General features: G+C 49.9%; 22 protein-coding genes, 1 rRNA gene and 1 riboswitch. Of the genes, 20 read left to right on the forward strand and 3 right to left on the reverse strand.

The window, feature by feature from the left end; translation table 11 throughout:
- Window positions 1–86, forward strand: a 5S ribosomal RNA gene (gene rrf / locus HYD27_RS26490); the annotation flags it as partial.
- Window positions 87–347: 261 nt separating this feature from the next.
- The gene (locus HYD27_RS26495) at window positions 348–761 is read left to right on the forward strand and encodes a hypothetical protein (RefSeq protein ID WP_219220261.1); all 414 of its coding nucleotides are present in this window, start codon (window positions 348–350) and stop codon (window positions 759–761) included.
- Window positions 762–843: 82 nt separating this feature from the next.
- On the opposite strand, the gene HYD27_RS26500 is transcribed toward HYD27_RS26495, so the two are convergent.
- Window positions 844–1368, reverse strand: coding sequence for a hypothetical protein (locus HYD27_RS26500; protein WP_219220263.1), 525 nt, complete (start codon window positions 1366–1368; stop codon window positions 844–846).
- Window positions 1369–1577: 209 nt separating this feature from the next.
- On the opposite strand from HYD27_RS26500, the gene HYD27_RS26505 reads away from it, so the two are divergent.
- The 10 genes from HYD27_RS26505 (at window position 1578) to rsmI (ending at window position 9307) form a co-directional block, all read left to right on the forward strand.
- Window positions 1578–1763 carry a sigma factor G inhibitor Gin gene (locus tag HYD27_RS26505; protein ID WP_020427902.1) on the forward strand — a complete coding sequence of 62 codons (186 nt, stop codon included), beginning with the start codon at window positions 1578–1580 and terminating at the stop codon, window positions 1761–1763.
- Between the two features lie 202 nt (window positions 1764–1965).
- A complete protein-coding gene (locus HYD27_RS26510) occupies window positions 1966–3597 on the forward strand; it encodes an aminotransferase class I/II-fold pyridoxal phosphate-dependent enzyme (protein WP_219220266.1) in 1632 nt (543 codons plus the stop codon).
- Window positions 3598–4239 (forward strand): dTMP kinase, encoded by a 642-nt coding sequence (gene tmk, locus HYD27_RS26515; protein ID WP_219220268.1) that lies wholly within the window; start codon window positions 3598–3600, stop codon window positions 4237–4239.
- Between the two features lie 121 nt (window positions 4240–4360).
- Window positions 4361–4690, forward strand: a complete 330-nt coding sequence (locus HYD27_RS26520) for a cyclic-di-AMP receptor (RefSeq protein ID WP_219220270.1) — start codon at window positions 4361–4363, stop codon at window positions 4688–4690.
- A gap of 41 nt (window positions 4691–4731) precedes the next feature.
- Window positions 4732–5172 (forward strand): YaaR family protein, encoded by a 441-nt coding sequence (locus HYD27_RS26525; RefSeq protein ID WP_219220273.1) that lies wholly within the window; start codon window positions 4732–4734, stop codon window positions 5170–5172.
- Window positions 5173–5189: 17 nt separating this feature from the next.
- Window positions 5190–6164, forward strand: coding sequence for a DNA polymerase III subunit delta' (holB, locus tag HYD27_RS26530; protein WP_219220275.1), 975 nt, complete (start codon window positions 5190–5192; stop codon window positions 6162–6164).
- 140 nt (window positions 6165–6304) lie between these two features.
- Window positions 6305–7105: a PSP1 domain-containing protein gene (locus HYD27_RS26535; RefSeq protein WP_039305726.1), complete on the forward strand. Its 801-nt coding sequence runs from the start codon at window positions 6305–6307 to the stop codon at window positions 7103–7105.
- 30 nt (window positions 7106–7135) lie between these two features.
- Window positions 7136–7501 carry an initiation-control protein YabA gene (locus HYD27_RS26540; RefSeq protein ID WP_219220277.1) on the forward strand — a complete coding sequence of 122 codons (366 nt, stop codon included), beginning with the start codon at window positions 7136–7138 and terminating at the stop codon, window positions 7499–7501.
- Between the two features lie 133 nt (window positions 7502–7634).
- Window positions 7635–8408 (forward strand): tRNA1(Val) (adenine(37)-N6)-methyltransferase, encoded by a 774-nt coding sequence (locus tag HYD27_RS26545; RefSeq protein ID WP_219220279.1) that lies wholly within the window; start codon window positions 7635–7637, stop codon window positions 8406–8408.
- Window positions 8405–9307: a 16S rRNA (cytidine(1402)-2'-O)-methyltransferase gene (gene rsmI / locus HYD27_RS26550; RefSeq protein WP_219220281.1), complete on the forward strand. Its 903-nt coding sequence runs from the start codon at window positions 8405–8407 to the stop codon at window positions 9305–9307. The genes HYD27_RS26545 and rsmI overlap by 4 nt, the downstream gene beginning before the upstream one ends.
- A 220-nt stretch (window positions 9308–9527) precedes the next feature.
- Here the strand turns inward: rsmI and HYD27_RS26555 are convergent, their stop codons facing one another.
- Together HYD27_RS26555 and HYD27_RS26560 are read right to left on the reverse strand one after the other, a co-directional pair.
- Window positions 9528–9845: a hypothetical protein gene (locus tag HYD27_RS26555; protein WP_219220283.1), complete on the reverse strand. Its 318-nt coding sequence runs from the start codon at window positions 9843–9845 to the stop codon at window positions 9528–9530.
- Between the two features lie 247 nt (window positions 9846–10092).
- Complete coding sequence (locus tag HYD27_RS26560; RefSeq protein WP_019914502.1) at window positions 10093–10347, reverse strand: AbrB/MazE/SpoVT family DNA-binding domain-containing protein; 255 nt, start codon at window positions 10345–10347, stop codon at window positions 10093–10095.
- Window positions 10348–10652: 305 nt separating this feature from the next.
- Between HYD27_RS26560 and HYD27_RS26565 the strand changes: the two genes are divergently transcribed.
- The 8 genes from HYD27_RS26565 (at window position 10653) to HYD27_RS26600 (ending at window position 18249) form a co-directional block, all read left to right on the forward strand.
- Window positions 10653–11936, forward strand: coding sequence for an HD domain-containing protein (locus HYD27_RS26565; protein ID WP_219220285.1), 1284 nt, complete (start codon window positions 10653–10655; stop codon window positions 11934–11936).
- Window positions 11937–11990: 54 nt separating this feature from the next.
- On the forward strand, window positions 11991–12761 hold the full coding sequence (locus HYD27_RS26570) for a TatD family hydrolase (RefSeq protein ID WP_219220287.1): 771 nt from the start codon (window positions 11991–11993) through the stop codon (window positions 12759–12761).
- Between the two features lie 198 nt (window positions 12762–12959).
- Window positions 12960–13187, forward strand: a riboswitch (cyclic di-AMP (ydaO/yuaA leader).
- 289 nt (window positions 13188–13476) lie between these two features.
- On the forward strand, window positions 13477–14637 hold the full coding sequence (locus HYD27_RS26575) for a resuscitation-promoting factor (RefSeq protein WP_219220289.1): 1161 nt from the start codon (window positions 13477–13479) through the stop codon (window positions 14635–14637).
- Window positions 14638–14816: 179 nt separating this feature from the next.
- Entirely contained in the window at window positions 14817–15368 is a 552-nt protein-coding gene (gene rnmV, locus HYD27_RS26580; protein ID WP_219220291.1) for a ribonuclease M5, read from the forward strand.
- Window positions 15365–16249 (forward strand): 16S rRNA (adenine(1518)-N(6)/adenine(1519)-N(6))-dimethyltransferase RsmA, encoded by an 885-nt coding sequence (rsmA, locus tag HYD27_RS26585; RefSeq protein WP_219220293.1) that lies wholly within the window; start codon window positions 15365–15367, stop codon window positions 16247–16249. The genes rnmV and rsmA overlap by 4 nt, the downstream gene beginning before the upstream one ends.
- 70 nt (window positions 16250–16319) lie before the next feature.
- Window positions 16320–17222, forward strand: a complete 903-nt coding sequence (gene yabG, locus HYD27_RS26590; protein ID WP_219220295.1) for a sporulation peptidase YabG — start codon at window positions 16320–16322, stop codon at window positions 17220–17222.
- 345 nt (window positions 17223–17567) lie between these two features.
- Window positions 17568–17843 carry a biofilm formation stimulator Veg gene (veg, locus tag HYD27_RS26595; protein ID WP_019914493.1) on the forward strand — a complete coding sequence of 92 codons (276 nt, stop codon included), beginning with the start codon at window positions 17568–17570 and terminating at the stop codon, window positions 17841–17843.
- A gap of 229 nt (window positions 17844–18072) precedes the next feature.
- Window positions 18073–18249 carry a small, acid-soluble spore protein, alpha/beta type gene (locus tag HYD27_RS26600; protein WP_219220297.1) on the forward strand — a complete coding sequence of 59 codons (177 nt, stop codon included), beginning with the start codon at window positions 18073–18075 and terminating at the stop codon, window positions 18247–18249.
- The last annotated feature ends 46 nt before the right edge of the window (window positions 18250–18295 follow it).

The following is an 18295-nucleotide window of genomic DNA, read 5'->3' on the forward strand; positions in this document are numbered from 1 at the left end:
TACCCATCCCGAACACGACCGTTAAGCCCTCCAGCGCCGATGGTACTTGGACCGAAGGGTCCCGGGAGAGTAGGACGCCGCCAAGCACACCGAGCCATTGTCGAGCAATCGGCAATGGCTTTTTTGTGTTGTGCATCTAGTTTTTATAAGTAAGAAAAAAGAAACAGGATAAATAAAACGCTTTCAATCGAGTGACATTTTTGTTACCGACGCAATCTGTGTTCCAAGTATAATAGTAAAGTGCAAATATTAAGCACATCCTTAATACGAATGAACTACTCATAAATTCTAACTTTGAATTTTCTTGCGTCTTTAGATGCATGGTAGGGGTAAGGAGGATTTAAGGTATGAAGCGAACCCAACCTTTATGGATATTATTTATTCTTTGCATAGTTGGTGTAATGCTGGTTGGTTGTGGAACGAAGGAGCCAGCCTGGGATGCTTTTGAAGGTGCTCTCAATGAGAAAAGCTTTCCGGTGCCTAAAGAAGCTAATTCTACGGACCGGACGACTACGAATGTGGCTATGGATTACGTCCGCTACTCCATGCCTGAGCTTAAGGAGAAGGAAGGCGTACCTGAGCCCTATCAGGAGGCTATTGAAGCTTGGGGATGGGAAGAGCAAAAGGATGAAGATTCGACAAATTCCCGCGTTTATCAAAAGGATGGAATGATTGTACATTTAACCGTGCATAATGGTTACTTTATAGTGATGATCCCCAAGGAAAAGAAGGCCTCCATTAAAGGGCTGAAGAGTAAATAAATAATCGCCATCCTACTCAGGATGGCGATTATTTATGCTGTCAAGAGCCGAAGCTAGGCTTATATGTATAAAGCTGAGATTGCTATTGCGCATAATAGGAGGCGTCGGTTGTGTTGAACTTCAGCATGCCGTCTTTTTCTTCGCGGTGCAGACGGAACAACGTATACAGCCGGGGCAGGAGCACCCAGAGATGGCAAGCGGCCAAAGAAACGGTGAATGCCGGCGGTGCCCAGACGATAAAAAGCGCCGCGATGCAAAGGCCGATCCAGAAATTATGAAGCTGTACTTTACGGAAGATACCATAATTAATGTATTGATCGGGCATATAACCCAGCCATGGAAGGCGAAATGACATTTTCCACCGCTTAGCAATAGGATGGCCGGAAATCAGCAGAACAGAACGTGAAATCACGTATTGAATCCACAGAGCAACCGGGGCAGCAATAATCATGAATAAGATACTCCACCAAGAGAGAAAAATGGTTTCAAAAACAATACAGATAACAGGTAGCGCCATATAAATACGCAGCCAGGCAGCGGTAGTATTGATTTTCTTGATTAGTTTGTATTGATAGAATGTAGCTGAGCCTTTATTGTTTGCTTCCATAAGAAAGCCCTTACCTCCCCGCAAGTCCTTATGTTACTAATATCGGCGGGTAAAGGTGTTTTGTTAAACTCCGCAGATGATAATCACCGTTTGGGCGGCCACTGAATATATATATTTTAGGCTATGAAGGATGGGAAAAATCTATGAAAAGGTTTAAAATGATAGAAGGTGTAGCATACTGTTCTTAAAAGAGTCAAGGTGGGATGGTAATGGAACAGCAAACCGAGCAGGCTTGCATCATCTGCGGGCAGATGAAAGAAGAAGGAATTGTGATTGTTTCGCATTTCATTTGTGAGGATTGTGAGGCGGAAATGGTGCGTACGGAGGCTGAGGATGCCAAGTACCGCTTTTTCGTGGGCCGGATGAAGAAAATCGATCTGCAAAAGAACGCCTGAATGAAACGGCATGGCGAATTTTAATGATGGCGTATTAAGAAGCAGACATTGGATCAGAAAAAGCATTACACAATATAGCGGCTTCCCTGTGCTTTTACGGGAGAAGCTGTTTTGTTATGCAGAGAGGCTTTTTAGCTGAAATATAGGCGTTTGGGCATATTTGCGTTAAAATAGAAGGTAACCCCCAGGGAAGGAAGAAAAGATGGACAGATTGCAGCCTGGAAGGGCGCCTGTATATGAGATGCTGGAACAATATAGAGTTAAGGGCGATATATCATACCATGTGCCTGGCCATAAGAACGGTGAAGCCTATCGCGGGCAAGGCAATGCCGGATTCTTAAGCGAGGTGATGGGGCACGATGCGACGGAGATTACCGGAACGGATGATCTTCATCATCCGGAGGGAGTAATCAAAGAAGCGCAAGAGCTGGCGGCGGATTGTTTTGGGGCAGAGGAGAGTTTTTTTCTGGTAGGCGGCAGCACTGCCGGTAATTTGGCGCTGATCCTTACGGTGTGCCCCGAACCGGGAATGACACTCATTCTTCAGCGGAACGTTCATAAATCAGTTATTCATGGCTTGATGCTAGCAGGGGTGCGAGCTGTTTTTATGGAGCCGATGATTGATCCCTTGAGCGGACTGGCGGTTGCTCCGGCGGTTGAGACGGTCCAGGCTGCTCTTGCAGCCTACCCTGAAGCCGCTGCTGTGCTGGTCACCATGCCGAACTATTACGGCATGGGCAGCGATCTTGCGCCCCTCGCACAAGCGTGCCACGACAGCGGCGTTCCGCTGCTGGTGGATGAGGCGCACGGGGCGCACTATGGACAGCACCCCGCGCTGCCTGCAGGGGCGCTGATGTGCGGCGCGGACGGCGTAGTGCAGTCCACGCACAAGATGCTGGCGGCGCTGACCATGGGCGCCATGCTGCATGTGCAGGGGCCATGGCTTGACCGCGCGCTGCTGCGGCAGCGGCTCGCCATGGTGCAGAGCTCCAGCCCATCCTACCCCGTGATGGCTTCGCTCGATCTGGCCCGGCGGCTGGTGCATAGCCAGCGCGCCGGTGCCTTCACGGCGGGACTGGCCGCCGTGGACGTGCTGCGGCGCGGCTTGGCCGCACAGCCGCGCTTCAGGCTGCTGCAGCCGGCAGAGCCGCTGCAGCCTGCCTGCGGCGGCGCCGGTGCAGCCGCCGCCGCAGATACGCCGCCGCAGGGCATGGCGGCGTATCGTACCCAGGACCCCTTCAAGGCGGTCATATATGACGCCGCCGGGGTCCTGGGAGGCTTCGAGCTGCAGCGCAGGCTCGAAGAGAAAGGCATTGTGCCGGAAATGAGTGACGGCCGGCACGTGGTGCTCGCCTTCAGCCTAGGCTCGAAGGCGGAGGATACGGAGCTGCTGCTGGATGCGCTGCAGGAGATAGCTGCAGAGACACCAGATGAGCCTGCGGGTCTGCTGGACGATATAACCGGGCAGGAGTCGCCGCAGTGCCTTAACGCCGAAACAATGAAAGGACAGCCTACCGTTTCTGCAAATAATTCCACGTGGAACAATTTGCACGATAATTTATTTTCCGCACCTGTGTTATTTTCAATGAAGCCGGTTGACGCTGTGGAAACCGAAAGTATAAGACTTGAATATAGTGCTGGCAGGAGGGCGGCCGAGATGGTTATTCCTTATCCGCCAGGAATTCCGCTTCTTTATACAGGGGAATGGATAAGCGAAGACATCTGCAGCCGGTTAATCAGCCTTAGCCAGGGCGGAGCCAGGTTTCAGGCCTGTGCGGATCCGTCTTTACGGCAGATTCTGGTCTACAATATAAAGAAGGGCGGAGACGCATAAGTGGCACGGGAAGGTTTCTTCATTACTTTGGAGGGAGGCGAAGGCTCCGGAAAAACAACGGTACTGGGCAGAGTGGCAGCATATTTGCAGAATCATTCCATGCCCTACCTGATTACCCGCGAACCTGGCGGCATTGAAATTGCCGAGAAAATCCGTTCGATTATTTTGGACACGGCCCATACCGCGATGGATGCGCGGACAGAAGCGCTGCTGTATGCAGCATCCCGGAGCCAGCATTTGGCAGAGGTGGTCGAGCCTGCACTCAAAGAAGGGCTGACGGTACTGTGCGACCGCTTCGTTGACAGCAGCCTGGTCTACCAGGGCTACGCCAGAGGATTGGGTATCGAGGCGGTAAGGAGCATCAATCAGTTTGCCACCGGCGGCCGTAAGCCGGATATTACCTTCTACCTTGATGTGGACCCGGAGGTCGGGCTGTCGCGAATTGCCGCCAATCAGGACAGAGAAGTCAACCGTTTGGATTTGGAGAGTCTGGCTTTTCACCAAAAGGTCAGGGAAGGCTATCAGCAGGTTGTAAAGTCCGATCCGCAGCGGATTGTGGTTCTCGATGCCAACCGGCCCATTCATATGGTGGAGCAGGATATTGTCCGGACGCTGAAAGATCGGATATTAAAGGATTTTTAGGGCGTTTTGTCTAATATAACTTAAGTGTACAATAAAACTAAGCTAATGCTTCCAGGGCCAGCTTTGTATGAAGCGGATTAAGGAAGCCAAGCTCATAAAACTTTTAGGAGGGAAAGCGAAGATGAATCTGATCATTGCAATTATCCAGGACAAGGACAGTAACCGGTTGTCAAGTGAATTAGTCAAAGCAAATTTCCGTGCAACGAAGCTGGCCAGTACAGGCGGATTCCTGCGTGCAGGCAACACTACATTTATGATTGGTGTGGACGACTCGCAGGTGGATTCCGTGTTAACAGTTATTCGCAACAGCTGCAAGGTGCGCGAGCAGCTCGTCACTCCCGTGACCCCGATGAGCGGTACGACCGATTCTTATTTGCCGCTTCCCGTAGAGGTTCAAGTGGGCGGAGCCACAGTATTTGTGTTACCTGTCGATCGTTTTGAGCATTATTGAGTATAATATGATGCAATACACATAAAGGGTGGTAGATACCTTTGAAAATCAACCCGGGCTACAGGCCCTTAAAAAGTGAGCTGCCAACAGCCGGAGCAGGCAGGCCTGTCCAGCCAAAAACATTCACCGATATTTTCCAGCAGCAAGGCGAACAGAAAACCATGGATGAGCTGAATCAGAAGATTAAAGATATCCAGCAGCAGGGTGACCGCCTTGCCAAGTCTATGACTGTCCGCGAGCTGGCAATTTACCGCAATATGATTAAGAAGTTTCTTGAGGAAACTGCCCGCCGCGGTGTCATTCTGAAGGAAACCAAAGGCTGGGACCGTCGTGGTCGCGGCAAACGCTACAAGCTGCTGGAGGAAATTGATGCCGCCTTGTTGAATTTGGCCGATGATTTGCTGCAGAGCGAGCAGGGCCGTATTGATCTGCTGGGGCGTGTCGGAGAAATCCGCGGTATGCTGATTAACCTTTCTTTTTAAAAGACTTGGAGGAATGTATGTCTTTTCATGATATATTAGGCCAGGAGGATGCCAAACGCCTGCTTCAAAACGCTCTGCGCAAGGATGCTGTAAGCCATGCCTATCTGTTCACGGGTCCATCCGGCAGCGGTCAGATGAAGACAGCGCTGATGTTCGCCCAAGCTATATTTTGTACAGCCTGCGAAGATGATGCCTGCGGGGAATGTCTGGAATGCCGCAAGGTAGAGCATGGCAATCATCCGGATCTGTCGCTGCTGAAGCCTGACGGGGCAAGCATCAAGATTGATCAGATCCGCGAGCTGCAGCGCATGTTCTCTTACCGCTCAGAGGGTGTTAATCCCAAGGTGTATATTATAGAAGGAGCAGACAAAATGACGGTTCAGGCCGCAAACAGTCTGCTTAAGTTTCTGGAGGAGCCTCCTGCACCTGCGGTGGGCATTCTGATTTCCGACAACAGCAGTTCCCTGCTGCCGACAATCCAGTCACGAACCCAGCGCATCCCCTTTAGCCCGCTGCATCCGGATATTATGCTTCAGGCACTCTCAAGTGAAGGGGTTCCGGTACCCCTGGCACGGTGCGCGGTATCACTGACTTCGGGACTTGATGGCTGCAGGGAACTTTTGGCACAGAATTGGTTTGCAGAAATGAGAAATCTAGTGTTACAATTAGCGAAGGAGTCATTGGGCAAGGGCAGCTCCGCGGTAGCCACCGCTGGGCAGAAGCTGTTCAAGACCGGTCTCGGTGAACATTTGGATGTCCTGTTCAGCATGTTCCACTTATGGTTCAAAGATATGCTGTACTTCCTGTACCGAAAGCACGAAAGTATCGTTTTTATAGATCAGTTAGACTTCATTTCCAGACATGCCCGTCAGCGGAGCACGGAACAATGGGTGGCCTACATGGAATTTGCTGCGGAGAGCAAGCGTAAGCTTCGTTCCAACGCTAATGCCCAGTTGTGTCTGGAGCAGTTCCTAATCCGACTGGAAAGTTAAAGGGTTAGTTTTGATATATCCTCCGGATCAACGCTTCAGCCTGGAAGTATGGGTTTAACGGATGAGGAAGGACAAGCATGGATCATCAGGAGCGGACTTGCTTAAGGGTTCCTTTTACCGGCAAACAAGGGGGTTAATTTTTGTACAGCGTAGTAGGTGTCCGCTTCAAAAAAGCGGGTAAAATATATTACTTTGATCCGCTCGATTTTCCGATTGAACGGGATCAATGCGTCATTGTGGAGACAGCCAGAGGGGTCGAGTACGGTAAGGTTGTTGTAGGGAAAAAAGAGGTGCAGGAAGCAGATGTTGTATTGCCGCTCAAGAAAGTCATGCGGATTGCCGGGGAGACCGACGCACGCGTGGTGGAAGAGAACAAAGGTGCTGCAAAGGATGCTTTTACCACCTGTTTAAATAAAATCCGCGATCATGGACTCAAAATGAAGCTCGTGGATGTGGAATTTACGTTTGACCGCAATAAGATTATCTTTTATTTCACCGCTGAAGGGCGGGTCGATTTCCGGGAGTTGGTCAAGGATCTCGCAAGCATTTTCCGTACCCGCATTGAGCTGCGGCAGATCGGCGTACGCGATGAAGCCAAGATGCTGGGAGGGCTTGGTCCTTGCGGACGGGTGCTCTGCTGCTCTTCCTGGCTTGGCGATTTCGAGCCGGTATCGATTAAGATGGCCAAGGATCAGAATCTATCGCTGAATCCAACGAAGATCTCGGGTCTTTGCGGAAGGCTGATGTGCTGCTTGAAATTTGAGCATGATAATTACGAAAGTACGAAGGAAGAAATGCCGGCGGTAGGCAAAATTGTCGTAACCTCACTGGGTGATGGTAAAGTTGTAGGCATTAATGCCGGAAGCCGCACGGTTCATGTGCAGTTGTTCGAAGTGGGCAAAGTTAAGGAACTTCCAATGGATGATGTTGTCGTCAAGTAAACCATATAAGGTTACTTTCGGGGTGGAAACTTGGAGAAGATAAATATATTTGCACACATGCAGGAGATGGAAGCGCAGATGGAAAGCATGCGCGCTAGTCTCGGAGATTGGAAACAGACGGTTAAGGAATTAATGGAAGCCAATCAAAGGCTGAGTCTGGAGAATGAACAGCTTCGGAAAATATTGAAGCGTGAGGCACCTTTGGATCCTGCTGCCCATTCTGCTGAAGCGGAAGCTCTTTTGGCCGCCAGCGAGGGTACAGAGGCGGTTGTCGGGGAAGGCTATGACAATCTGGCCCGGCTCTATCATGAAGGCTTTCACATCTGCAATGTCTATTTCGGGCATTTGCGTACAGAGGGTGACTGCCTGTTCTGCCTTTCGTTTCTTAATAAATGAGGAAATCCAGCCGTAGGAGATTTACGCCTACGGTTTTTTTTGAATTTAGCGGAGTGTATGCTTCCGAAGCGAGTTTTGTTTCGAAGTAATATCGTGAAGCTTATGCTCAGGCAAAACTTTTTAGGAGAGTACAATGACGAATTCTTATAACGATATGCCGGTTCCTTTGCATAGTGCAGAGCGGGTAGATGATTTACTGACACACAATCTGCGGATTATCCAAAGCGACGAGGTGTTCAGCTTTTCAATGGATGCTGTATTGCTTGCGCGCTTCGCCAGTGTTCCCCCACGGGGCAGGGTGCTTGATCTGTGCACAGGCAACGGCGTAATTCCCATGCTGCTTAGCACGCGGACCAGGGCTTCTATCGAAGGTATTGAAATTCAGCCCCGCCTGGCGGATATGGCCCGCCGCAGTGTAGCGATGAATGGCCTTGCGGAACGGGTAATCATTCATGAGGGCGATTTGCGTGAACTGCACCAAACCGCGGGATATGGTGTATTCGATGCCATAACCGTCAATCCGCCGTATATGCCGCTCAATGGGAGCGACCTTAAGCTGAACTCACATCAGGCTATGGCCCGCCACGAGTTGGGCTGCACGTTGGAGGAGGTCATTCAGGCCTGTGTCAGGCTTGTCCGCACGGGCGGCAAGGTAAGCATGGTTCATAAGCCGCAGCGCCTGGTTGATATCATCAGTCTGATGAGACAATACAAGCTGGAGCCTAAGCTGATCCGTTTTGTTCACCCTCGCGCTCATTTGGAGGCCAATATGGTGTTGATTGAAGCAGCGCGGGATGGCAGGCCTGAAGTGCGTTTACAACCTCCGCTGATCGTATATAATGAGGACAATCAATACTGTCCGGAAATTCTGGACATCTACTATGGAGCTAAAGAGGGTAAATCATGACGATCTCGTGTCAAAGCAGCTTTCAAAAGAAGAATGAAAATCAGCCAGAGGGAACAGGCTCCTTATATCTGGTAGCGACACCGATTGGCAATTTGGAGGATATGACCTACCGTGCAGTCCGTACGCTGCAGGAATGCGATATTATTGCCGCGGAGGATACAAGGCAGACCCGCAAGCTGCTCAGCCATTTCGAAATTAAACCTTCGCTGCTATTCAGCTATCATGAGCATAACAAGGCTGCCAGTGGACCCGAACTGATCCGCTATATAATAGAAGGTAAAAATTTGGCACTGGTCAGCGACGCCGGTCTGCCGGCCATTTCCGACCCTGGCGCGGACCTGGTGGCACTTGCCATCAGCCATAATATTCCGGTGATCCCGATCCCTGGAGCAAATGCGGCGTTGTCAGCTTTGATTGCCTCAGGCTTGCCAACAGCCAGCTTTACTTTCATCGGTTTCCTGCCGAGGGAACGGAAGGATATCCGTGCCGTATTGTCCGGTCTCCGCTCTGTGCAAGGAACTCTGCTGTTCTACGAATCACCGCATCGCGTGGTCAAGACCCTGGTTCATTTACAGGAAGCCTTCGGCAACCGCCGGATTGTCCTGGCCCGGGAGCTGACCAAACGCTATGAGGAATTCTTACGGGGGAGTATTGAGGAATGCCTGGCCTGGCTGTCAGAGCATCCACCGCTGGGCGAGTATGTGATCGTGCTGGAGAGCGAGAGCAAAGAGGAGGCAGAGCTTGCCGAATCCTCCTGGTGGCGTGAACTTGATATCGGGGAGCATGTAACCCACTATGAAACCTCCGGGCTGACACGTAAAGATGCTATGAAAAAAGCAGCATCAGATCGCGGCTTGGCCAAACGTGATATCTACAATGCACTCTTGGAGAGGGAATAGGCGAGTAGGGGAAAGCAATAATTGTACATTTGTACATTTATTTGGAGGTTATCTTTCCTTATATTAGTTGTAAATGTATTTTGTACATTTATATATAGGGTAAAGGGTGAATTTGGAGTATTTCTCTGGATGCAGGTGTATGGAATGCAATTAAATAAAGATATGTGGGGTTTTGGTATGAAATAACTGAATAGAGTGCAGCTATTCAAAATTGCCAAGGCTATATACTGGAGGCAGATGGACGCTGCACTGCAATTCCCGAAGGAGAGCTGCTCCATGCACCAGTCAGCACCCCAGCCGGTACCCGCCAAGCGCGATAGTGACCCGGTACCGCCGCCGCCAAGCGATTCCCGGAGGGACAGCTGCTCCATGCACCAGTCAGCACCCCAGCCGGTACCCGCAAGCGCGACAGTGACCCGGCACCGCCGCCGCCAAGCGATTCCCGGAGGGAGAGCGCTCCATGCTGCTCCACAGCCTGCCCGGGAGCGCCTCCGCGCAGCCGCCATAGAAGCATGGCCCATGGCGGAACCCGCCGCATGGCAAGGCCCTGAGGGCTTGCCCGAAAGAGGGCCGGTCCACCGCCACCATTACTCTCTTACGCGCGGCCACACAATAGACAACCTTCCGGGTGTCCAGAGGGCGGGAGCCCTTGGGGCCCTCCCTGTAGGGAGGGTTTGGGAGGGTGAAAAAGCATAAAAAATACCTCCCGCAACAACGGGAGGCCAAGGAGATATAAAAAGGTTAGAATTAACAATTTGATTATTTCTTATTATAACCTATTCGCCTTAATTTGTCACAGGGGTAGGGATGGCAGAAATGCATTCATGACAAACAATTTTTCCTTTGAAGTACGTTACATTCTCAGCGTTGCCGCAGAATATACAGGCAGGCTCATATTTTTTTAGCATGATCCGCTCACCGTCCACGTAAATTTCGAGCGCATCTTTTTCTCCAATGCCCAGTGTACGGCGTAATTCAATTGGAATAACAACCCGTCCCAGCTCATCTACTTTTCTTACGATTCCTGTTGATTTCATCATTACAATCGTTGCTCCTCTCAATGTTCAAAAGCGTCATTATTCGACAATGTTCACCGTTTTATGATACTTATAATACCAACCATTCCCAAAACAGTCAACCTTTTTTGCGGTAAATTTTAAGAAAATTTTGAAAAAAACTTTTGTAGCCCTTATAAATAACGTAAATGCAACGAAAATTCAAAAAAAGTAATTTGTCGATTTGTAAACCGCTAAAATGTCATTATTCGACAAAGTACGACATCATCTACTATTATAACCTTTGTTTCAACCCATTTCTAATCATATTATCTAAAGGAGTTGATCTTATGAAGCAGCCGCTGACAGAAGAAAAGGTTTTTAAGGACCCGGTTCACAATTATATTCACGTTCAGGACACGATTATCTGGCGATTAATCAATACCAGAGAATTTCAGCGCCTGCGGCGGATTCGCCAGCTAGGCACCTCTTATCTTACCTTTCATGGGGCGGAACACAGCCGGTTTTCTCATTCACTGGGCGTCTACGAAATTACACGGCGCATCATCTCCCAGTTTGAACGGAGCGGCTACAAGGATTGGATGCCGGAGGAGAATCTGCTCACTTTATGTGCGGCACTGCTGCATGATTTGGGGCATGGGCCGTTTTCTCATTCTATAGAAGAAGCTTTTGAAATGAATCATGAAGACTGGACCTGCAGGATCATACAGGAGGATACGGAAATCACCGCTATTCTGCGTGATGTGGCTGAAGATTTCCCGCGCAAGGTTGCATCAGTGATCGCCAAAACTTACGAGCATGAAATCGTCGTCAACCTGGTGTCAGGTCCTCTGGATGCGGACCGCATGGATTATCTGCTGCGTGATGCGTATTATACCGGGGTGAACTACGGGACGATTGATATCGACCGTATTCTAAGGATGCTGCGTCCGTATAACGGGCGGGTTGTGGTAAAAGAATCGGGCATGCATGCCATTGAAGATTATTTAATGTCGCGTTACCAGATGTACTGGCAGGTTTATTTTCATCCGGTTACGCGCAGCTCTGAAATTATTTTGCGCCAGATATTCCGCAGGGCGAAAGAGCTTTTCCAGGAAGGCTATTCTTTCCGTTTCATGATTAATCCCTTGACTGATCTTTTCTGCGGAGAGGTTGATGTAGAACAGTATTTGCTGCTCGATGAGGCCTTGGTCCAAACGGCTTTTATGCAGTGGACACTGGAAAGGGACAAAACCTTAAGCGACTTGTGCAGCCGTTTTATTCATCGTAAACTGTATAAATATGTGGAAATGGACCATCTTGATTCCGAGACGATTGACGAAATCCGCCGCAGTTTTGCCGGAGCGGGACTGCATCCTGATTATGACCTGGAAATTGATTTTCCGACAGATCTCCCTTATGATGTATTTCGTCCGGGAGAGGGCTTTGACAGCAAGCAAATTTTACTGCTGGACCGGCATGACAATCTGAGGGAAATCTCAGAGGTATCCGATATTGTCCGTTCCATCAGCGGAATTCACCGCGGCCGGTATCACCTGTATTTTCCACAGGATAAACTGCAGAGGGCGCTTACACAGCTGCCTGTCTCCATTGCTGAGATCTTTGCAAAATAATACAAAAATTTCTGGAATTCATCATAGAAAACAAGCCTGAAAGGATGATGCAGCATGCGCTTATTCGACACACATACCCATCTGGATGCTCCGCAATTCGACGAGGACCGGGAGCAGGTTATTGCCCGGGCCTTAGAGGCTGGAGTCGCCAAAATGATTAATATCGGGTTCAACCGGGAAACGATTCCAACGACAATGAAATTGGCGGAAACCTATGATTTTATTTATGCAGCTGTTGGCTGGCATCCCGTGGACGCTATAGATATGAAAGAAGGAGATCTGGACTGGATCGCTTCGCTGTGCAGCCATAAAAAAGTGGTGGCTATCGGGGAAATCGGACTCGACTATTACTGGGATACTTCTCCCAAAGAGGTACAGCATGAGGTGCTGCGCAAACAAATTGGCTTAGCCCGGGAACTGAAAATGCCAATCTGTATTCATAACCGTGATGCCCACGAGGACGTAGTGCGGATCCTGCGGGAAGAGAAGGCGGGTGAAGTAGGAGGCGTCATGCATTCCTTCTCCGGAAGCTGGGAAACAGCCAAAATGTGCCTTGATCTCGGCTTTCATCTATCCTTCGGCGGACCTGTGACATTTAAGAATGCCAGGGTTCCCAAAGAGGTGCTCGCCCAGACTCCAATGGACCGGCTTTTGATTGAAACCGACTCCCCATATTTGACCCCTCACCCGTTTCGCGGGAAGCGAAATGAGAGTGCTCACGTGAAGCTTGTGGCCGAGGCCGCTGCGGAAATAAAAGGGATTGATTTACATAAATTGGCTGAAATTACGTATGCGAACGCGCTGGAACGATTTGGGATAGTCTGAAAACGGGAGAAAAACAGGTGAAAAAAGAAGTATATCCGATATATTAAACTTTTTTAACATAAAATCAGCTGATTATTACAATATTTTAATCATATTTTTGCAAAAACGTGGTTGAATCGTGCTTTACAACATGCATCAAAACAGGATATCATCTTTTCAGTGAAGTGAGCTGTTGTTACTGTGACAGTCACTATTTCATGGATCGTCTCGCTGAGTCTCCGTATGGAGAACGGGGGAACCAATAATGGCCTGCCGCATGTCCGTACATAGAGTACAACACAGAAATGCCGCAGACATTATTTGATTCTTTACGTGGTCTTTGGGGTGAATTCAAGGGCAACCGCCGTGAGCGGGTGACCTAAGATAGGGCGTCTCTCTTATGCCCGAACCCGACAGCTAACCCCGTAAGCGCAAGTAAGAGAGGAAACCTCGTGCATAAACATTCCCGCGTATTCGACACCCGGAGAGCCACGAAAGAGTCCTCTGTGAACTCTTTTTAGGCTTTTTTTGTTTTCGAATAATGCGCATGTTCCCAGCATACTGTTATATAACAGAATACTGGAGTAGCTATGCCGAGCAGGCGATCCATGAGCAGGAAACGCTGAAGCAATGCGGGCGTATCCTGTGCAATCTCAAACCTAGTTTCGTCAAGAGTGATAAAGTCACCTTTGTTATACAACTTGGACGACGGGGCTATGTAAGGAGGATGGAGAGAGTGGGCGTATTCCAACCTGAAGTATCCCATGATTCGCAATCATCCAGCAGGTCTTTCGCATTAAGGTTGAAGCAAGTGAATCCTCGCGTACTTTCACTTGCAGGTGCGGCGTCAATTATTATCGCACTGGTAATTCTGCTATACTTACACGGTCAAAGCATCAAAGAAATAACTTTAGTAATCGACGGAAAAGTACAGACGCTGGAGACGCGGGAAGCGCTGCTCAGCGATGTGCTGGCAAAAGAACAAATTTCGCTGCAGCCGCATGATGCATTATCTATTGGCCTTAGTGATGAAATAAAAGATGGAGACCGTGTCGTAATCAACCGTGCGCAGGCAATTAGCCTGACTGTGGATGGAACCACCAAAACGCTGTACACGACTGAAGATACCATCGGGCATGCGATTGATAAACTGGGCATCAGCCTGGAGAGCTACGACAAGATTTATCCTTCGCTCGACACCGCAGTTTCTGCAGATATGAAAATTAGAATTGTCCGGATCAACAAGCAGGTTGTTCAGCGAACTACTGAACTGCCTTTCCGGATAATCAAGACTGCAGACCCCTCCCTGACCAAGGGAACCGTAAGAGTTGCACAGGCAGGCAAACCGGGCGTAATGATCCAGCACATCGAGAAAATATACCAGGATGGTGAGCTGGCATCCATGCGTATGGTTGGCAAGGAAGTACAGACGGTCACCAAAGACAAGATCATTGCCGTTGGCACCAAAGCGCTTCCGAAAGCTGCTGTAGCCACTACTGCAACTTCCAATTCCACAACCACCTCCAAATCATCGAAAGTGAGCGAAAAAAGCAATAATGTTGCCAGCAAAGCGGGCGTTGATTTCGAGTATAAGAAAATAATCAAAAATGTATCCATGACGGCCTATTCATCAGAAGAGCCGGGTATCGGTACCCGTACGGCTTCCGGCACACGCGTAACGGAAGGACGGACAATTGCTGTGGATCCGAATGTAATACCTATCGGCTGGTGGGTGTACATTGAGGGATTAGGGTTTCGCCGTGCAGAGGATACCGGCGGTGCCATCAAAGGCAACAAGGTGGACGTCTATTACGATTCACTGAGCCATGCCCGTAACTTTGGCCGTAAATCACGTACGATTTATGTGATTGGGCCTGTGAAGCCGGAGCTGAATTAGACGGCAGATCTTTTGCAAATTAACGGTTTATAAGATATAATGGGGGTAGCACTTAAGGAATTCTCAGGAACTTGTTACGGAATTACAGAGCTGCCGCTCATCACTTATACTATTCTTTAGCCAAAAAGAAGGGGAGCGAATCCTCTTCTTTTTGCGTTGCAGAGTAAGGAGTCAAGAAAATGATCAAGGAATTAATCGTTGTGGAAGGCAAAAGCGATACGGTTGCCATTAAGCGGGCTGTGGATGCCGACACCATTGAGACCGGCGGTTCAGCCGTCGACCGCAGGGTCATCGCTAAGATTGCGCTGGCTATGGAACGCAGAGGGGTTATTATTCTTACCGATCCCGATCACGCCGGTGAACGGATCCGTAAGATCGTCTCATCGAAGGTGCCGGGCTGCAAGCATGCCTTCATTCCCGAAAAGGATGCTACCCGCAAAGGCGATATTGGAGTGGAAAATGCCTCCCCGGAAGCAATCCGTCATGCGCTTGAACATGTGCACACCTCTTTTGAGGGGGCTCCGGCCCTGATTGGAATGCAGGATTTGATGGCGGCAGGGATGATGGTTCATCCCCGGGCGGCGGAGCGGAGAATGGCGCTGGGCAATCTGCTCGGAATCGGTTACTGCAACGGCAAGCAGCTGTACAAGCGGCTGGCGATGTTTGGCATTACACGGGAGGAATTTTCGAATGCCCTCGTGCAAATTGATCAGGGAGGCATTACTTCATGAGCGGCAACAACAATATTTCATCCCCGGTACGCACCAAGGAAATCATTCAGCGGTACGGCTTCTCATTCAAGAAGAGCCTGGGCCAGAATTTCCTGATCGACCAGAATATTTTGGACAAAATTGTGGACGCAGCAGGTCTGGATCAGTCAGGCGGCGCATTGGAGATTGGACCAGGCATTGGCGCATTGACAGAAAGACTGGCTATCGCAGCCGGAGCGGTAACGGCAGTTGAGATTGACCGGCGCCTGATTCCGATTCTGCGGGATGTACTGGCTTCCTATCCGCATGTGAAGATCCGCAACGATGATGTGCTGAAGGTGAATTTGCAGGAGCTCTTTGCCGAGGATTTTGCTGCTGTCGAGAAAGTAAGTGTAGTTGCCAATCTGCCGTATTATGTGACAACGCCGATACTCATGAAGCTGCTGGAGGAGAAGCTGCCGCTAGACAACATTGTAGTGATGATCCAGAAGGAGGTTGCCGAGCGCATGGCGGCTTCACCGGGAGGCAAGGAATACGGAAGTCTGAGCATTGCAGTCCAGTATTATAGCGAGCCGGAATTGGTCTGCATCGTTCCGCGTACGGTCTTCATTCCACAGCCGAACGTGGAGTCGGCCGTTATCCGGCTCAAGGTGAGGGAGCGCCCGCCGGTAGAGGTTGCCGATGAGAAGCATTTCTTCGAAGTTGTACAGGCATCCTTTACCCAGCGGCGCAAGACCATTGCCAATAATCTCAAAGCCCGCTTCTTTCCGGAAGAGGGACGGGAGCGCCTGGAGTCTCTGCTGGCTGAGGCGGCGATCGAGCCGAGCCGCCGCGGAGAAACGCTGAGCCTTGAAGAGTATGCCCGGCTTAGCGCGGTGCTGCTTGCTGCCGGAATCGTTTAGGCAAAAACACCGCCGATTATGAACCAACCGGGGCCTTTGCCCATACGATGGGGTAGAGGTGGTGTTTGAAATGAATTTAGGAGACTTGGTCGTTCGTAAATCTTACGGTGGCGATGTGACATTCCGGGTGGAGAATATAGTGCAGAACGGGGCCGTAATCAAGGGCACAGAATTCCGTCTGCTGGCGGATGCCCCGCTGGACGACTTGGTACAGGTGCCTCCCACCCGCATTACCGAGCGGGGGCAGCAGGCGCAGATTAAAGCCACGGAATCCTTAACCCGGCTGCGCAAAGACCGGCAGGAGCAGAGCCAGCGCAGCGGGGAGAGTGTCTCCGGGGTATGGCCCCAGTCTCCCAAGGAGGCGGCCTACTTTGAAGTGCCGGGTAAAGTGCTGCATCTGGATGGCGATGCGCTATACCTGAAGAAGAGCCTCAGCCTATACGAGCAGCTGCGGATACCCGCCGAGGGGCATCATATCCATGAGTCGAAGATGGCCGAAACGCTATACCGCCTGCTGCCGCGTGTGCGTCCGGATATTGTAGTCATTACCGGACACGATGGAGTGCTCAAGCAGCAGCATACTTATGATCTCTACAGCCTGAACAGCTATAAAAATTCGCAGAACTTCGTCGCAGCGATCCAGGTCGCCCGGGAATATGAGCGGAATTTTGATACGCTGACTATTGTGGCGGGAGCCTGCCAGTCGCATTTCGAAGCACTGCTGGGAGCGGGAGCCAACTTCGCCAGCTCGCCCGGAAGAATATTGATTCATGCGCTGGACCCGGTATATATAGCGGCAAAGGCATCTTTTACCTCCATCCGGGAATCCGTCAATCTGGGGGATGTGCTGAACAATACCATCAGCGGCAGCCAGGGGCTGGGCGGAATCGAGACCCGCGGCAGCTTCCGCATCGGTATGCCCCGCCTGCAGAATCTGTCTACCCTGAAGGTAGCACCCTCCGTGATAATGTAGCTGTCAATCCTGCGGATAGAACATCTAAGAAAAGTCCCGCTTTTGTGGGGCTTTTTTGCTGAATTATAAAGGAGTTGGTGTTTTACGCCAGACGCTCCTTTTATTTCTGGCTGAACAATGCTTCCCTCAAAAGGAGGGCATAGCCGTTTCTGTCTGGAGAGGCTTCCTGCCCTCATGCTTAGTCAAACGGGGTATTGCCGCTAACAAGGAATCAAAGGCGGCATCTCTTCCCGTTAAAAAAAATCCGTTGACAACGTTTTTATCATCATCTATAATTATTTATTTGATTTGACAATGTGTGTGGAAAGTTGTATAATGGACAAGGAAAGAGGTGGTCGTCAGGCAATGGCTAATAATGCGCTGTTGGAAATTAAACGCAGTCTCGAAGCTCACGTCGGTCATAAGATCACGTTGCGTGCAAACGGTGGCCGTCGTAAAACCGTTGAACGCACCGGTGTCCTGGAAGAAACGTACCCTTCTGTATTTATTGTCAAACTCGATCAGGAGCAGCAAACCTTCAAGCGAGTCTCCTACAGCTATGCCGATATACTTACTGAATCTGTGGAAATCACAGTTTGTGAAGATGATGGGCAGATGCGGATTATGTATATTAAGGCTTAATGGTTTATGAACAGTCTCCCTTAAGGGAGGCTGTTTTTTGTTAAAAGATAAGAACTTATATGTTTCGCGCTATACATTAGCCTTATCTTTCTCGCTGAAACGGATACCGTCCTTATAAGGACGGCGAAGCCGTTTCCACTTGTCATTGGCTGAATGGCTATTCCTTATTGGCAGCATACTAAAGCAGCAACAATCTCTTCATCCACTATTCTCAAGGAGGAATTGCTTAATGAGCCGCAGAAAACGGGGCATGATGTCAGAGGAATTGAAGACGGAGCTGGCCAAGGAACTGGGTTTTTATGAGACGGTAGAACGCGACGGATGGGGCGGGATCAGGGCACAGGATGCCGGAAATATGGTAAAAAGAGCGATTCAGCTCGCGGAACAGGCAGCGAAGAAATCGTAATTAGGATCACACAATCAGAGGGCTTGAGCGGGTGCTGCCATGAAGG

The sequence above is a fragment of the Paenibacillus sp. S150 genome (assembly GCF_019352175.1).
GTDB lineage: Bacteria > Bacillota > Bacilli > Paenibacillales > Paenibacillaceae > Paenibacillus_AQ.

Coding starts and splice junctions, on each gene's coding strand:
- HYD27_RS26600 (WP_219220297.1), top strand. CDS start 18,073: ATGAGCCGCAGAAAACGGGGCATGATGTCAGAGGAATTGAAGACGGAG.
- HYD27_RS26560 (WP_019914502.1), bottom strand. CDS start 10,347: ATGATGAAATCAACAGGAATCGTAAGAAAAGTAGATGAGCTGGGACGG.
- HYD27_RS26545 (WP_219220279.1), top strand. CDS start 7,635: ATGACGAATTCTTATAACGATATGCCGGTTCCTTTGCATAGTGCAGAG.
- HYD27_RS26495 (WP_219220261.1), top strand. CDS start 348: ATGAAGCGAACCCAACCTTTATGGATATTATTTATTCTTTGCATAGTT.
- HYD27_RS26510 (WP_219220266.1), top strand. CDS start 1,966: ATGGACAGATTGCAGCCTGGAAGGGCGCCTGTATATGAGATGCTGGAA.
- rsmI (WP_219220281.1), top strand. CDS start 8,405: ATGACGATCTCGTGTCAAAGCAGCTTTCAAAAGAAGAATGAAAATCAG.
- HYD27_RS26570 (WP_219220287.1), top strand. CDS start 11,991: ATGCGCTTATTCGACACACATACCCATCTGGATGCTCCGCAATTCGAC.
- rsmA (WP_219220293.1), top strand. CDS start 15,365: ATGAGCGGCAACAACAATATTTCATCCCCGGTACGCACCAAGGAAATC.
- HYD27_RS26505 (WP_020427902.1), top strand. CDS start 1,578: ATGGAACAGCAAACCGAGCAGGCTTGCATCATCTGCGGGCAGATGAAA.
- HYD27_RS26520 (WP_219220270.1), top strand. CDS start 4,361: ATGAATCTGATCATTGCAATTATCCAGGACAAGGACAGTAACCGGTTG.
- HYD27_RS26565 (WP_219220285.1), top strand. CDS start 10,653: ATGAAGCAGCCGCTGACAGAAGAAAAGGTTTTTAAGGACCCGGTTCAC.
- HYD27_RS26555 (WP_219220283.1), bottom strand. CDS start 9,845: ATGCGGCGGGTTCCGCCATGGGCCATGCTTCTATGGCGGCTGCGCGGA.
- rnmV (WP_219220291.1), top strand. CDS start 14,817: ATGATCAAGGAATTAATCGTTGTGGAAGGCAAAAGCGATACGGTTGCC.
- HYD27_RS26500 (WP_219220263.1), bottom strand. CDS start 1,368: ATGGAAGCAAACAATAAAGGCTCAGCTACATTCTATCAATACAAACTA.
- holB (WP_219220275.1), top strand. CDS start 5,190: ATGTCTTTTCATGATATATTAGGCCAGGAGGATGCCAAACGCCTGCTT.
- yabG (WP_219220295.1), top strand. CDS start 16,320: ATGAATTTAGGAGACTTGGTCGTTCGTAAATCTTACGGTGGCGATGTG.
- veg (WP_019914493.1), top strand. CDS start 17,568: ATGGCTAATAATGCGCTGTTGGAAATTAAACGCAGTCTCGAAGCTCAC.